Origin of the sequence: Sphingopyxis sp. (genome assembly GCF_016704835.1) — a bacterium.
GTDB lineage: Bacteria > Pseudomonadota > Alphaproteobacteria > Sphingomonadales > Sphingomonadaceae > Sphingopyxis.
Genome location: NZ_JADIZJ010000002.1, coordinates 67837 through 81925, shown reverse-complemented (window position 1 = coordinate 81925; position 14089 = coordinate 67837). Strand labels below are relative to the sequence as shown.

At 58.9% G+C, this 14089-nt stretch carries 9 protein-coding genes; 8 read left to right on the top strand and 1 reads right to left on the bottom strand.

Annotated elements, in window-relative coordinates; genetic code table 11:
* Nucleotides 1–30: 30 nt before the first annotated feature.
* The 8 genes from IPF76_RS08105 to IPF76_RS08070 all read left to right on the top strand — a co-directional run bounded on the left by IPF76_RS08105 (nucleotide 31) and on the right by IPF76_RS08070 (nucleotide 11816).
* Nucleotides 31–1122 (top strand): transporter, encoded by a 1092-nt coding sequence (locus IPF76_RS08105; RefSeq protein WP_293842212.1) that lies wholly within the window; start codon nucleotides 31–33, stop codon nucleotides 1120–1122.
* Complete coding sequence (locus IPF76_RS08100) at nucleotides 1119–1580, top strand: OB-fold domain-containing protein (protein WP_037557599.1); 462 nt, start codon at nucleotides 1119–1121, stop codon at nucleotides 1578–1580. The genes IPF76_RS08105 and IPF76_RS08100 overlap by 4 nt, the downstream gene beginning before the upstream one ends.
* A 7-nt stretch (nucleotides 1581–1587) precedes the next feature.
* Nucleotides 1588–2838, top strand: a complete 1251-nt coding sequence (locus IPF76_RS08095; RefSeq protein ID WP_037557597.1) for an acyl-CoA dehydrogenase family protein — start codon at nucleotides 1588–1590, stop codon at nucleotides 2836–2838.
* The gene (locus tag IPF76_RS08090; RefSeq protein WP_037557595.1) at nucleotides 2838–3929 is read left to right on the top strand and encodes an acyl-CoA dehydrogenase family protein; all 1092 of its coding nucleotides are present in this window, start codon (nucleotides 2838–2840) and stop codon (nucleotides 3927–3929) included. Before IPF76_RS08095 ends, IPF76_RS08090 begins: the two co-directional genes overlap by 1 nt.
* A gap of 57 nt (nucleotides 3930–3986) precedes the next feature.
* Nucleotides 3987–5600 (top strand): acyl-CoA synthetase, encoded by a 1614-nt coding sequence (locus IPF76_RS08085; protein ID WP_037557593.1) that lies wholly within the window; start codon nucleotides 3987–3989, stop codon nucleotides 5598–5600.
* Nucleotides 5597–7234, top strand: coding sequence for an NAD(P)/FAD-dependent oxidoreductase (locus tag IPF76_RS08080; protein ID WP_052182483.1), 1638 nt, complete (start codon nucleotides 5597–5599; stop codon nucleotides 7232–7234). Before IPF76_RS08085 ends, IPF76_RS08080 begins: the two co-directional genes overlap by 4 nt.
* Nucleotides 7231–8208: an alpha/beta hydrolase gene (locus IPF76_RS08075; protein WP_037557592.1), complete on the top strand. Its 978-nt coding sequence runs from the start codon at nucleotides 7231–7233 to the stop codon at nucleotides 8206–8208. Before IPF76_RS08080 ends, IPF76_RS08075 begins: the two co-directional genes overlap by 4 nt.
* Nucleotides 8209–8879: 671 nt before the next feature.
* Complete coding sequence (locus IPF76_RS08070; RefSeq protein WP_293842827.1) at nucleotides 8880–11816, top strand: TonB-dependent receptor; 2937 nt, start codon at nucleotides 8880–8882, stop codon at nucleotides 11814–11816.
* A gap of 824 nt (nucleotides 11817–12640) precedes the next feature.
* Here IPF76_RS08070 and IPF76_RS08065 read toward each other — a convergent pair.
* Complete coding sequence (locus tag IPF76_RS08065) at nucleotides 12641–13468, bottom strand: VacJ family lipoprotein (protein ID WP_052182482.1); 828 nt, start codon at nucleotides 13466–13468, stop codon at nucleotides 12641–12643.
* Nucleotides 13469–14089 lie beyond the last annotated feature (621 nt).

Below are 14089 nucleotides of genomic sequence, written 5' to 3'. Positions count from 1 at the left end.
GTCAAGGGCACCGAGCGGACTGCAGTGGAAATGATGCTCACCGCCTCGCGCCGGGCCATCGCGGATGCTGGACTGAAACCCTCCGATATCGACGGCATGGTGCCGCCGCCAATCTATACGACGTCGGAGGAGATGGCCGCCAATCTGGGCATTGATGTGCTGCGCTATGCGGCAACCGTGCACATGGGCGGCGCCAGCCCGACAACGGCACTACAGAATGCCGCCATGGCGATCGCCTGTGGTCTATGCGATCATGTGCTCGTGACACTGGGCTGGAACGGCTATTCCGCTCTCAGACCTAAGCCGGGCGCCCCGCCCACCCGGCCGATGAACATGAACACCCTGACCAATACGATCCAAGGCTACTACAGCCCCTACGGCGTATTGTTGCCGGTGCAGATGTACGCCTGGCTGGCGACCCGTCACTCGAAGCTCTACGGCGTTGGCGAAGATGCGATGGCGGCCGTGGCGCTCGCCTGCCGCCGTCATGCGCAATTGAATCCACGCGCCTTTACCTATGGCCGCGAACTCGACGCGGAAACCTATTATTCGGCGCGCTGGATATCTGAGCCGTTTCGCCTCTACGATTGCTGCCTCGAGACCGATGGCGCCTGTGCTGTCGTCCTCTCGCGCATGGACCGTGCCAAAGACATGCCGCATGTGCCCGTCAGCATCGCCGGCGCGGCCGAAGGCCATCCCTATCCCGCCGACGACATCCCTTCCCGCCCCGACCCCTTCAAGATCGGCCTCAGCGATGCCGCCCCGCGCGCATTCGATATGGCGGGCGTCACGCGCGACGACATGGACTTCCTCCAGATCTACGATTGTTTCACCTATATCGTTCTGCTGCAGCTCGAATCGCTCGGATATTGCGAGCCTGGCGCGCAGGCCGAATTTGTCGCCAATGGCCAGATCGAGCTGGGCGGGCGCTTACCGATCAACACCCATGGCGGCTTGCTTAGCGAGGCGCATGTCTGGGGTCTCAACCATGTTGTGGAAGCAGTACGACAGCTGCGCCATGACTGCGGCGAGCGTCAAGTGATCGGAGCCCAGACCGGCCTTGTGACAGGCTGGGGAGACCTTGGCGATGGCAGCATCGCGATCCTCAGGAGGTTTGCATGAGCGACGAGCATGATGTGCCTCCCAAGGCGCGGCCCTCCGCGCAGGCAACGCCGGCCAAGCCGCAGCCGCGGCCGCAGGACCCGATCGAACAGGAGTTCTGGAGGCTGTGCCAGGACGGTCAACTCTATTTCCAGCGTTGCGGAAGTTGCGGCATCTTTCGCCACCTGCCTCGCTACATGTGTGCACGATGCGGCTCGCCAGACTATTCCTGGGAACCCAGCAGCGGCAAGGGCACGCTTTTTTCCTGGACCGTGACCCATCAGGCGCTGCACCCCGCTTTTGCCGCCGACGTCCCGTTCGTGGCTGCCGTGGTGGAACTTGAGGAAGGCGTGCGCATGGCCACGCGCCTCGTGGATTGCGAGCGTGACATCCTCGCACTCGATCTGCCGGTCGAACTCGATTTCGAAATGATCGGGGGGGACTTTCGCCTTCCTGTTTTTCGTCCGCGTGAAGGGTAGAGACGACATGGATCTCGACTACGGCCCCCAATATGACGCCTTCCGCGCGGAGATCCGCGCCTTCATCAATGCGCACAGACATTTGGCGCCACCCTCCGCCACCCGGTTCTCCCGGCCCTCAGCCGAAGCTATCCGATGGCAAAAGCTATTGATCGAGCACGGCTATACGGCGCGCACGATACCGGCCGAATATGGCGGCTACGGAGCGGCGCCGGATATACTCAAATCGCGCATTATCGCGGAAGAGTTTTCGCGAGCTCGGCTTCCGAGCGGCTTGGCGAACCAGGGCATCTCAATGCTCGTCCCGACTTTGCTCGAGTTGGGCACCGATGAACAGAAGCGGCGGTGGATCGCAGCAACGCTGACGGGCGAAGTCGTGTGGTGCCAAGGATATTCCGAACCCGGTGCGGGATCGGACCTCGCCAACCTCAAGACCAGCGCGCGCATCGAAAATGGAGAATTCGTTATAAATGGCCAGAAAATCTGGACCAGCACCGCGAAGCAAGCCGACATGATCTTTTGCCTTGTGAGGACCGAACTCGAGGCCTCGAAGCATAGCGGTATCTCTTATCTGATTTTCTCGATGGACATACCGGGGATCGAGGTACGCCCCTTGAAGACGATGACCGGTCACGCCGAGTTCAACGAGACATTCTTTACTAATGTGCGGGTTCCGGTGGACCAGATCGTCGGCCAGCGAGGACAGGGCTGGTTCGTCGCGAACGCAACGCTTGGCCACGAGCGCGGAATGCTGGGCGATCCCGACGCACTCGAGAACCGGCTGCAGGCATTGATTGGCCTGATGCAGCAGGAATCCATCGGCGAAGGTCGGGCGATCGACAATGCGGTCCTGCGCGACCGGCTGGTGGCGCTCCAGGCCGAAGTGACGGCGATGAAATGTAATGGAATGCGCATTCTATCGAACAGCCTCAAGGGCGAGCCTGGCGGCATGGCGAAGCTGATCGTCAAACTGCAGAGTTGCGAGGTCGCGCATCAGATCTCTGCGCTGGCGATCGACGCGATGGGCGAGATGGGCATTTTGTATCACCGCAGCCCGCGGGAACGAGACGGAGGGGCTTGGCAATGGAACTATATGTTCCAACTCGGCCTCATAATAGGTGGCGGCACCGCGCAGATCCAGAAGAACATCATCGCCGAACGTGGCCTAGAGATGCCGCGCGAGCCGAAGCTGGCGCGGATTTCCGACGAAGCGAAGGGAGCGGCAGGCATGCAGACCGACAGGCAGGGAGCGGCGTGATGGACTTCGGCCTTTCGCAGGATCAGCAGATACTGCGCGACGCAGTTGCGCGGTGTCTTGCCGATACCTCCCCGCTTGAGCATGTCCGCGAATGTGCCGGGCGCGACAACCCGTTAAGTGACACTATTTTCGGAGCCCTCCACGATCTGGCGGTCCCAGCCATGCTTGTCCCCGAAGAGCATGGTGGCCTAGGCATGACCCTTCTCGACGCTGCGGTCGTGGCGGAACAACTCGCCTATGCGGTCACACCAGCGCCATTTCTAGCCAGCGTAGTTCTCGCCCCGATCGCGCTGAGCGAGGCAGGAACTAACAAGCAAAAGTGCCAATGGCTTCCGAAGATCGCGCGTGGCGAGGCCCGTATCGGAGTCGCGATTTCCGCGACGGTCCAGGCGCGCGACGGCGCGGGAGTTCAATTCGTCGAAGGGAAGCTTAGCGGCACCGCCCTGTTCTGCCTCGATTTCGAAGGCGCGGACGCGTATCTCGTAGCGGACGCCGGTGGCAGGCTGCACCTCGTCCCAGCCCTAGCATCGGGACTCAAGGCGACCCGCCTCACCACCATCGATCGCACGCGCAGCGTGGGAGAATTGTCCTTTGCGGCTGTCGAGACCGATCCGCTTGCCGACGACGGCGGCACAGCATCGGCTCGGCTGCGCGATGCTGGCCGCGTGATCCTTGCCGCCGACAGCTTAGGCGCAGGGCAGGCCATGATTGAAAAGGCGGTCGATTATGCTGGTCAGCGAGAGCAGTTCGGCCGCCCTATCGGCAGCTTCCAGGCGGTAAAGCACATGTGCGCCGAAATGGCCGCACGCCATGAACCGTGCCGCGCGCTGGTCTGGTACGCCGCCCATGTCTTCGATGCGCTGCCGGAGGATGCATCTCTCGCGGCTTGCCATGCGAAATCCCTCACGGGCGACGTCCACCGATTTGTCGCCCGCACCGCCACTGAAGTGCATGGCGGGATGGGGTTCACCGATCTGCTCGGCCTGCACTACTGGTTCAAACGGATCGGCTTCGATCGGCAGGTCTTGGGTGGCCCCGAAGCGGTGCGAGCCGAGGCAGCGGCTCTGCAGGGTTGGACGAGAGCAGCCTGATAGTAACGGGAGTCATGCGCCCCGATGCTGCGGCCCCGTCCAGAGAGGAGAATCAATGTGATCGACTGGAATCTCGGGGATATTCTCGACGCGATCGAGCCCTTCATGCCCGAAGATGCGCCGGCTCTGATACATGGAGACCGGATCGTCACCTGGCCCGAGATGTCGGCGCGCTCGAACAATATCGCCCGCGGGTTGCGCCAACGCGGCATCCGCGATGGCGCGAAGGTCGCCTTCTATATGCGCAACCGACCCGAATATGGCGAGTTGATGGCGGCCTGCTTCAAGGGGCGTTTGACGCATGTGAACATCAATTACCGTTATCGGGCCGAAGAGGTGTTTTATATCTTCGACGATTCCGACAGCGAGGTCATCGTTTACAGTTCGGAATTCCGCGACACTATCGTCGAACTCAACGACCGGCTTAGGAAGGTTCGCACCTTCGTCGAAATTGGCGAGCTGTCTTCAATCGCGCCCTTTGCGATCCACTATGAGACTCTCGCGCAAGAGGGGGACGGATCGGCGCTCGGCATCACACGCTCGCCCGCCGATCTGCTTTTCATCTATACGGGTGGTACGACCGGAATGCCCAAGGGCGTGATGTGGCGTCATGATGACATGCGCAAGGCCCAACTCGACGCACAGAAGTTGCTCGGCCCCGTTCCAGAGACACTCGAAGAAAATGTCGCGCTGATCGCCCGCGAAGGCCCGGGCAGGCGCACGCTTTCCTCTTGCCCGCTGATGCACGGAACGGGCTTTATCACTGCGATCGGCACGCTGATGTCTGGCGGCGCGATAGTTACGTTGGAGGCATGGTCTTTCGATGCCGAGGAACTGTGGGATACGGTGGAAAGGCACAAGGTGGAAGGTATAGCGATCGTGGGCGACGCCTTTGCCAAGCCAATGCTTTCCGCGCTCGACGACCACCCTGGCCGCTGGGATACCAGCAGCCTCGTTACAATCCTCTCTTCCGGTGTGATGTGGAGCAAGGAGGTCAAGTCCGGCCTGTGCCGGCATATTCCGCAAATCGTACTGATGGACAGTTTTGGCGCATCCGAAGGCCTCGGCTTCGGCCTTGCCGTCACCACTGCGGAGGGCGGCACGAACACCGCGAAATTTGGGATCGGCGAGTTCTGCGATGTTTTCGACGAAACCGACCAGAAAGTCGAACCGGGGAGCGGCGTGCCGGGATTTATCGCCCGGAAGGGTGCGATCCCCATAGGCTATTACAAGGACCCCGAGAAATCCGCGAAGACGTTTCGCACGATCGATGGGGTGCGCTATTCCATTCCGGGCGACTGGTGTCGGGTAGAAGCCGATGGCAGCCTGACCTTGCTCGGCCGCGGAAGCGTCTGCATCAACACGGCGGGAGAGAAAGTTTATCCCGAGGAGGTCGAGGAAGTGCTCAAGACCCATCCCGCCATCGGGGACGCGCTGGTCGTAGGCGTGCCGGATGATAAATGGGGCCAAGCCGTAACCGCGATCGTCCACCTCAACGACCACGCCCAGTTCGACGAACAAGCGGTCAAAACCCATGTGCGCGCACATTTGGCGGGATACAAAACTCCCAAGACCATAATTCCGACAGACATCCCCATGCGAGCCTCGAACGGCAAGGCCGATTATGCAACGGCAAAAGCGATTGCCGAACGATCGAATGTCGCGACGTGAGATCGACTGGCTCTCCCGATTACGATGCCGTGATCGTCGGTGCAGGCTTCAGCGGCATCTATCTGCTGCACAAATTGCGTGACGCCGGGTTCAAGGTGCTGCTGGTAGATGCGGCCGCCCAGCCCGGCGGCATTTGGTACTGGAATTGCTATCCCGGTGCCCGCGTGGACTCGCAGGTACCGCTCTATGAGTTTTCGATACCCGAGGTTTGGAAATCATGGGCCTGGAGCGAGCGCTTTCCCGGATGGAAGGAGCTCAGAGCCTATTTCCGGCATGTTTGCGATACGCTGGGCCTTTGGCCGCTTATGCGGATGGGATCGAGGGTCCAAAGCGCAAGGTTCGATGAAGAGGGACGACGGTGGCGCCTGCAGCTTGAGGGCGGGGAAGGAATATCGACACACTTCCTTCTGCCCGCTTTGGGATTCGCATCGAAGCCGTATATTCCCGATATGCGAGGAATCGCGGCGTTCGAAGGCGATTGGTGTCACACGGCGCGATGGCCGCAACAGGGTATCGATCTTTCGGGCCGCCGGATCGCCGTCATCGGCACTGGTGCGAGCGGAGTGCAGATCGCGCAGGAGGCCGCCAAATGCGCAGAAAAGCTGACCTTGTTTCAGAGGACTCCTATTCTGGGCCTGCCCATGCGCCAGGAACGGCTTACCGAAGACATTCAGCAGCGTGATAAGCAGGGCTATCCCGCCATTTTTGTTCGGCGCAAGCGAACGAACGGGGGATTCGAATGCCAGTCGCTTGACATCTCCGCGCTCGATGTAGACGCCACGACGCGCAACAACCATTTCGAGACCCTGTGGCGGCAGGGCGGCCTCAAATTCTGGTACAACAACTTTGCCGACATACTGACCAATCGCGAAGCGAACCGCTACGCCTATGAGTTCTGGCGCAAAAAGGTTCTCGCGCGGATTATCGACCCCGTTCTGGCCGAGAAACTTGCGCCTGCGGAGCCGCCGCATCCTTTCGGCACGAAAAGACCCTCGCTCGAACAGGGATATTATGAAATTTTCGAGCAGGATAATGTCGCGCTGGTCGATCTGAAGGCAAACGCGATCATCCGTATCGAGCCCCAGGCCATCAAGATGGAAGACGGTGAGGTCGAATGCGATCTGATCATTTTTGCGACCGGCTTCGATGCCGGGCGTGGCGGGTTGATCGACATGAACATCACCGGGAGGGAGGGGCTTCCCCTTTGGCAGGCGTGGGAAGACGGTGTGCGCGCCTATCTCGGCATGGCGGTGTCGGGTTTTCCCAACATGTTGTTCGCTTATGGTCCTCTCAGCCCGTCGGGTTTCGCCAATGGCCCGACAAGCGCGGAAATACAGGGCGACTGGATTTGCGATTTCATGGTCTGGTTGCGTAGGAGGGACATCGATCTTTTCGAGGGCAAACCGGCTGCCGAAACTGGCTGGACTGAAATGGTTGCCGCGGCTGGCGCGATGACGCTCTTTCCCGAGGCGGCCTCATGGTACATGGGCGCGAATATTCCGGGAAAGAAGCGCCAGCTCATCAATTTTCCGAGCGTGTCTGGCTATGCCGCGCTCTGCGACGAAGAGGCGGCCGGCAGCTATGCTGGCTTCGCTTTCGAAAAACTCACACGCAAGGACGGCCCAACAATATGAACGAGGCGGTAAAGATTGAAGATTGCCCCGAGGACATCGACGCTCTCTGGGCGGGCGATGGTTCGCATCTGCCCGAATGGTTCGTTTCCGCTCTCAGGGTGCCGCGCGAGGAAGGCTATGTAGAGATCGAGGGTGCCAAAGCGCATTACTTTCGCTGGGGCGACCGGGCGAAACCCAAGGTACTGATGACGCACGGTTTTCTCTCGCATGCCCGCTGCTTTTCCTTCATCGCGCCGTTTCTGGCCGAAGATTATGATGTGGTGGCCTTCGATCTTGCCGGCATGGGCGACAGCGAAATGCGAGGGCACGCCGACCCCTTGGCCAGGGGGCGCGAGTTCGGCGAAATTGCCGAAGCGCTTGGACTGTTTGCGGATGGCCACAAGCCCACGATCATTGCCCACAGTTTCGGTTCTGGCGCAGCGTTGACGGCCGTCACCCAATCGCCCGATACCTTCTCCGGCATTGTGGTTTGCGACCTGATGGTCATGCGACCTGCGCTCTTGCAAGCGTATTGGAATCTCCGCCGCGCCAGCCCCGGATCCGGCGACCCGGACAAAGCCAAAAGTCGCTATCCCAGCTACGACGCGGCGCGCAGTCGATACGTCCTTTCCCCACCCCAGCCTGTCGGTGAGCCATTTCTTTTGGACTATATGGCCTTTCATTCTCTGCGGCGTGACGGGGAGGGTTGGACGTGGAAATTCTCTCCCGAAGTGTTCCGGAGGAGCAACCGGCCCGACGAGTGGCTCACCATCGGCGAGCGCCTAGTGAACGCGCCGGGCCGCAAGGCTATCGTTCACGGCGAGGAGAGCCAGCTCTTCAACCGGGATTCCGTGGCATATGTTCGTGAACTGGGGGGAGGAGCCATTCCGATCATTGCCGTGCCTCAAGCCCGCCACCATCTGATGCTCGACCAGCCGCTGGCCTTTGTCACCGCGTTGAGGAGCCTTCTCCGGCTTTGGGAAGCGCCGACTTGAGCAACGTCTAGCGCGATTTTATGGTTGCATGCGACCGTAATGGCGATGCGAGAATTGCCGATCCAACATTTAGTTAAACGATGAGGCCTCTTTTGCACAGCAAGACATAAATACTAAGGCCGAGGCAGAAATAACCAAGCAGAGTTCATATGTTCTGTTTAGATCTTCTTCTCTTGCCTGTGTTGCTTGGCGCCACAAAGAAATCTATCGTGGCACAGTTGGTCGATATGCCTTCCGGAGGCAAACAGCAAGGCAAGGTCATGGAGCCACAAAAGGCTGTCCAGCTTCGGCGGGACATGCGCTCGGGATCGGGCGTGCCGTACCGCAGCCGCATCCAAAAGTCGTCGGCGCGCGCTCGACCGTGCCAAGGCTGAAGCGCTGACAGCAAGCATCGGATGTATAAACTGATTTCTTCGGATCTGAGATGGAACACCTCCCAGCGCCCCGAGCAATATAATAAAGTGCCATAATAAAGTTCTTTACCAAATACCGAAAAACTGCTCAGCTTCAAGCCGGGCGGCGAGAATCTTTTCCTCTCCGGAAATCTCCTTCTGGCCACCTCTCAAACTCGGGGCAGCTCGGCGAGCTGCCCCATTTTTGAACATCGACTACCGGGGAAAAGGACGGGTTCGCGTAAGAAACTAAAAAATCGAGACAGGGAGAGAAGGGTGATGAATAACAAAGCTTATTTGTTGGCAAGCGCCGTCCTGATGGCGTTGCCACAGGTCTCAAATGCTCAGGAAGCCATAGCTGAAGAGCCAGATGGCGGTAACGATGTCATCGTCGTGACGGCGCAACGTCAGGCGCAAAGCTTGCAAGACGTGCCGATAGCTGTCAGCGCATTCAGCGCTGAGGCGCTTGAAAGCCAGCAGATCGAAAATGCCTCGGATCTACAGCTGACGCTGCCCAATGTATCTTTCTCGAAAGGCAATTTCACCTCAGCTTCATTCACTATTCGCGGCGTTGGCGACCTGTGCGTCGGCGTCACCTGCGATGCTGCGACCGCAATTCATGTCAATGGATCACCCTTGTTCGGAACACGCCTGTTCGAGACCGAATATTTCGATCTGGAACGGATTGAAGTCCTTCGCGGACCTCAAGGCACCCTGTTCGGTCGGAATGCGACCTCCGGGGTCGTGAATGTCGTGACCGCGAAACCCAAACTCTCCCGTTTCGAGGCTGAAGCGCAATTCGAGTATGGCAATTTCAACAGCATCGAAGCGCGTGGCATGGTCAATGTCCCGATCGGGGATATGATCGGCGTGAGACTGGCGGGCATATATGTGAACCGCGACGGTTATACGACGAATCTCTATGATGGATCGGACATTGACGCTCGGGACCTCTATGCGTTGCGAGGCTCACTTCGTTTCGAACCCGGTCCTGATACGACGATCGATCTCATGGGCTATTATTTCCGGGAAAAGGACACGCGCCTCAGAAACCAGAAACAAACGTGCCAACGCGATCCATTGGGCGTGCTCGGATGCCTGAACAATCGACGTGATTTCGATACCACGAACGCAAATTCCACGGTCGGTGCGACGCTCAGTTCTTCCGAGTTCTTCGCCATTCAGGGCATTCCCGCCGTACTCGGCCTTGGCAGCCTTTATGGCCCTGACGGGTTTTCCGGGTTTCAGGAGCCTGGCGATGTGCGTGTCGTCAACACGGCCTATACGCCCTTCTATTTTGCGGAAGAGCTACAGGTGCAGGCGCGCCTTGAGCAAAAATTCGGCGCGATGACCCTGACGGCCACCGGCATTTATCAGGATACTGAAGTCGATTCCAGGCAGGACTATTTTCTTGGAATTCAAAGCCGTGCCGGTTTCGCCCCGGCGCTCAATACGCTGGCCTTTTTTGCGGCTAACGGATTGCCGACGGGTCTTGCTCCGCCGGCGCCGGCCTTCATTCCCGGCTCCTCGGCCTATTTTTCGCCGATTGCCGGCGCTCTCATCCCGGACGGTCCGCAGGGCGTGCTGTGCACCTCGGATAATGATGATGGAAGCAGAGGCGCTTTCGAAGGGAACTCGCTGTGTTCCGAAACGCCGCTTTCTTTCGATCGATCTTCGGAACAACGCGAATCGTGGAGCGGAGAGCTCATCCTTACGAGTGACTTCGACGGGCCGTTCAATTTCCTGTTGGGGGGAATTTACGCGAAATCGAAAACCACCGACAATAGCTATTATGTGAACTCGTTTGCGCTCGATTACGCCAGTGCCATATTGGGTTCATTCGGCTCCTTGTCGGGCGGCCTTCCGCCATCCTATTTCGCGACGTCGATGTATCGGAACAACTCGCTGGAATCGAATCTGGAGAGCTATGGGATTTTCGGCGAGGTCTATTTCGATCTAAGCGACCGGCTGACGTTGACCGGGGGGCTGCGTTACAACAATGACAAGAAGGATGTAACGGCGCGTACGACACTGATCAGTTTCCTGAACCCTTATGCCAACGATGGAGATCCGTTCGATACCCCGATAACGCCTCTCACCGGGCCGTCTGGACTTTTCGATGCCGACCCGGGGACACCGGGCCAACAGCTCGCCCAGTTTCGCGAAGTAAGCTTCGACGAAATTACCGGACGAGCAGTTCTGGCCTTCGAGGTTACGCCGGACAATTCACTCTATGCATCTTACTCGAGGGGTTACAAATCCGGCGGTATCAATCCTCCGCTTTCTCCGATTTTCGCCGTCAGCGAGAGTTTCGGCTCTGAATCGATCGATGCCTTCGAGATTGGCTCCAAGAACGTCTTCGCAAACGGCGCGTTGCAACTGAATGCCACCGCATTTTACTACAAATATAGTGGACTGCAGCTCAGCCGCATCGTGGCAAGAACGTCTGTGAATGACACGGTTGACGCCAATATCTGGGGTGTCGAACTGGAGTCTGTCATCAGGCCGGACCCGAACTGGCTTATCAATCTGTCCTTCAGCTATCTCAATGCCAAGGTCGCCGGCGATCAATTCTTCTCCAATCCGCGTGATCCGGGCGGCGGAGATCCTGATGCCGTGATTATCAAGGACATCAGCAATGGTGCGCACTGCGCTGTCACGGGACCTGCGCCTGGCGTTGCTGATGCGTTCGTTGCGGGAGTAAATGCGGCTCTCGGCCTTCGCGCACCGCAGGAATTTCCTTCGGACGGCAATATCGCCTCCAGCGGCGCGTTCGGCATTTGCGGTGTCCTCGCGAGCGCTATCCCTGCGAACAGCGGGATCCAGGTATTGAGTCCTGGCGTCGAGGTTAACATCAAGGGCAACACATTGCCCCAAGCGCCGAATGTCAAGGTCTCGATGGGCGTGCAGTACACGGCAGAGGTTGGGAATGGTATGACACTCGTCCCCCGCGTCGACATTTCCCTTACCGGAAAGCAATATGGCAATATCTTCAACGGCAGGATTAATCGTATCGAACCTTTCGTCCAGGCAAATGCGGTTTTACAGTTGAATGGCGCCGACGAGCGCTGGTTTGTCCGGGGGTTCGTTCAGAATATTTTCGATAGCAACTCGGTTACCGGACTTTATGTCACCGATGCATCTTCCGGTAATTTTACAAACATCTATACTCTTGATCCGCGGCGTTATGGTGTCGCCATCGGAGCAAAATTCTGACGATTTAGCGGTTCCAATCTAACTCGCATAGAAATCGCGGCGTCGGAGAGACGGGGGAACCTTCTCCGACGCCGGTTTCCATGCGCCAGGCCCAAGGCACCAAACGGGGGCATCTGCGACGGAAAGAGGCAAGTCATCTGGAGCCATCTCAAGGATCTCCGAATTTCGCGGCCTGTGCTTGCGATGTCGCATGCGACCGACGCGAACGGCGCGCTGACCGTTGCCCACGGGCACTTGTAGGAAGCACGCTGGTCTCCGGCACCGCGAGCTCGCGATCAATCCGGCAGCGTTCGGAGGCGGCACGATCATCGCGGCGGTTTGTGGCCCCTGATTGCCGAGTGCAGCATGACACTCTTGGCCGCCGCATCGATCACGATATTCCCAAGCTTGCTTGCGAACCTATAATTTTTGAACAGAAAAGAGATATCCAGATCCCAATCTGGCAGCCTGGTTTGCGCGGTAATTGAGCCATTCGGCGAGCAAAACACCCATCTGACGCGCGGCGCATCTTGCCACGCGAAGGCCCAGCGGTTCCCACGCAAAGCGACGAGCATTTGACATGGGACCATCGGCGAGTTCGGGAACGCCAGTCGGAGACAGCGCGAGGCACGCGTTCATGATCGAAAAACTCATCCGCGATGGCCGAACCGATAGCGGTTGTGGGCATTTGTCTCGACACGTCCGAAACCGGAAGACCAAACTTCAGCGAGGAAGCTTATTGAGATTCACCGCGGCGATTGCAGTTGACGGCTTGAGTTCCGTGCGAGCAAAATTTCGAAGCGCTTTGGCTTCTCTGCGCGCCCGCCAAATGTGCATCATTGGCGTTAAGGTCGCGGTGGCAAACCGTCCGAGGTCGGCGTCTCGAGTTCAAGGGGGCCGACGGAGATGAGACCTTCTGGATCGGACAAGGGCCCGGTCTGGCTGACCGTGATTTCTGTTTGAGGTCCAGCCTCGCCATTGCGGTCGCTGCGCCTAACTTTCAATGCGTCGATTTCGCGTTTGCGCAGTTCCAGATAGAGGGTCCGTGTCTCGACATAGGGATCAAGGCTTTCCTGTTGCAAGCGCTGGATTTGAGCGTCGCCCTCGATGCGGTCATTGAGTTGCCTGACCACAGTTGTCGGAACGGCATATGCCGTGCGGTCGAAAGGCGCGCCGACCGCGGTCGGCACGACGAGCAAGTCAATGCTGTTGCCCGCCAGATCGCGCAATGTCGTCGACCCGATAAGCGGAAGATAGAAATAGGGACCGGGCTCGACGCCGTAGAAACCCAATGTATTGGCAAAGCCGTTGCGTCGGTAAGGCAGATTGAAAGGCATTGTCTTCGCGACATCGAAAAGGCCGCCGACACCAAATGTCGTGTTTACGGCGAAACGGCCGAGCGTCTCGGCAGCCTTGCCGATCTTGAACTGTAACAGGAAGTTCAGAAAATTGACGGGTTCGCTGAGGTTACGCAGTGCATTGCCCAGCCCGTCGCGAACAGGTTCGGGTACGATACCTTGATAGCCCATCGCGACTGGGGCCACGAGCGCCGCATCGATCGACTGGACCGCCCGATAAGAGGCAATATTGACCGCTTGAAGCGGATCTCCCGGCGGCGCATCGCCACGGGCCGTCACCACAATATCATGGGGCGCCGAGGGCATTTCGGCCATAGTCTCGTCGTCGGAGGTTGCTGGCGCGGCTAAAGAGGGATGCGGGGTGTTGCCGAGTGCTGGCACAACGATCGGCGGCTCGGGTGGGGCCGAGGGATCATCTACCCGCTGCAACTCGGTCTCAGTCTGGCTTTCGGATGCGAGGTCGGTCGGAGGCGGCGCTACCCCGGACAGAAACAGAAGCGCGGCGACGGTTGCAGGGCTCATCGCGCGCGCGATCCCGCCACCATGAGAGGGGCGAACATTAATTCCATTTGCCAAACTCCTGCTTCGGCCAAGGGCCCGAAACGACGACCGACGACGCTCCCTCCATCGACCCATGTCAGCTGACCCACGATGCGGCCAATCCAGCTTTAATACTCCCCCATGAGTAGGGAAACATAAAGAAGCTCGGCCTGCCGTTTAGCCCAGCAACGTCCGTACGGACGGGCAATGGGACCAACCTGTTCTATCAGGTACGATTTTCGCTGGAGGACCCGGCATAGGCACTTTGCCGACGGTCGCTTAGTTCCGGGCTGGGCGGAAGCGGCTCGAAAACTAACTCTGCGGACGCGCCCGGTCTCAGCGCGAGCAACAGTACCGCCGTCAAGAGCGAGCCGAACATGCTCCGGATCAATGCTT

Excerpts from the sequence above, each read along its gene's own strand:
- IPF76_RS08070 (WP_293842827.1), top strand. The coding sequence starts at position 8,880 with ATGAATAACAAAGCTTATTTGTTGGCAAGCGCCGTCCTGATGGCGTTG.
- IPF76_RS08095 (WP_037557597.1), top strand. The coding sequence starts at position 1,588 with ATGGATCTCGACTACGGCCCCCAATATGACGCCTTCCGCGCGGAGATC.
- IPF76_RS08090 (WP_037557595.1), top strand. The coding sequence starts at position 2,838 with ATGGACTTCGGCCTTTCGCAGGATCAGCAGATACTGCGCGACGCAGTT.
- IPF76_RS08065 (WP_052182482.1), bottom strand. The coding sequence starts at position 13,468 with ATGGCCGAAATGCCCTCGGCGCCCCATGATATTGTGGTGACGGCCCGT.
- IPF76_RS08100 (WP_037557599.1), top strand. The coding sequence starts at position 1,119 with ATGAGCGACGAGCATGATGTGCCTCCCAAGGCGCGGCCCTCCGCGCAG.
- IPF76_RS08105 (WP_293842212.1), top strand. The coding sequence starts at position 31 with ATGATGCTCACCGCCTCGCGCCGGGCCATCGCGGATGCTGGACTGAAA.
- IPF76_RS08075 (WP_037557592.1), top strand. The coding sequence starts at position 7,231 with ATGAACGAGGCGGTAAAGATTGAAGATTGCCCCGAGGACATCGACGCT.